A 943-nucleotide genomic window follows, 5' to 3' on the forward strand; every position below is an offset into this window, starting at 1 on the left:
TTTATCATCAATTTCTTTTTCTAAGTCTTCAGCTTTAGTTTCATATTCTTTATATTTATTAGTAATAGCTAAAGTTTTAGCATCAGCTGCTTTTTGTTTTGCTGCTCTTAGTTTTTCTAAAGCGGCTGCTAATTTGGTTGAATCTTCACCAGCATTTTTAAAATCTTCAAATGCTTCATTTTTGGCAGTTTCAGCTTCATTGTATTTATCTTCAGTAGCTTGTTTTTTAGTATCTCTTTCATTTGTTTTAGTTGTTTTAAGAGTGTTTGCTTGATCTAAAGTGTTTTTTAGTGCTTCTAATTTTTCAGGGACTGAAACCTTGTTTTTGTATTCATCTTTATTATATTTATCATAAACAGCTTTAGCCTTAGTAATTTCAGCTTCAAATTTTGGTAGTTGTGTATTTAGTTCATCAACTCCATCTTTTGAATTTAAATTATTAATAGCATTTTTTAATGTTGCAGTTGCTCCATCAATTTCTTTAGCTATAGTATCATCTAATTTATTATTAATTTCAGTTAATTTCTCAGTTACTTCTTTGGCTTTATCTTCAGCTTGTTTAGCTGAATCAGCATCACCTTTTTCTTCAGCTTTTTGTTTTGCTTCTTCTAAGGCTTCCTTAGCTTTTTCTAAATCTTCTTTAGCTTCATCTAATTTAGATTTATCAGTACCAGCTTCATCTGCTTTTTTAATAGCATCTTCTGCTTTCTTTAAAGCTTCATTTAATTTATCTTTAACTGCTTTTTCATTAGTTTCTTGTGTTTGTTTTAAGTTAGCTATAAATGCATCTATACCATTTAGTTCATTCTTTAAATCATCTAAAGCTGTTTGAAGTTCACCAACAGCTTGGTTAATAGGTATATTATGTTCATCATATTTGCCTTGAGAAGTAGTTTTTTGGGCTTCTAAAGCAACAATAGCTTTTTTAAGCTCATCAATATTA

At 28.7% G+C, this 943-nt stretch carries 1 protein-coding gene; it reads right to left on the reverse strand.

Features of this window, described 5'->3' with window-relative positions; all coding sequences use genetic code 4:
- A partial coding sequence (locus tag OF364_RS02980; RefSeq protein ID WP_318529867.1) for a hypothetical protein occupies positions 1-943 on the reverse strand: 943 nt, incomplete at both ends.

This window comes from Mycoplasma enhydrae, from assembly GCF_025779955.1.
Classification (GTDB): Bacteria; Bacillota_I; Bacilli_A; order Mycoplasmatales; family Metamycoplasmataceae; genus Metamycoplasma; species Metamycoplasma enhydrae.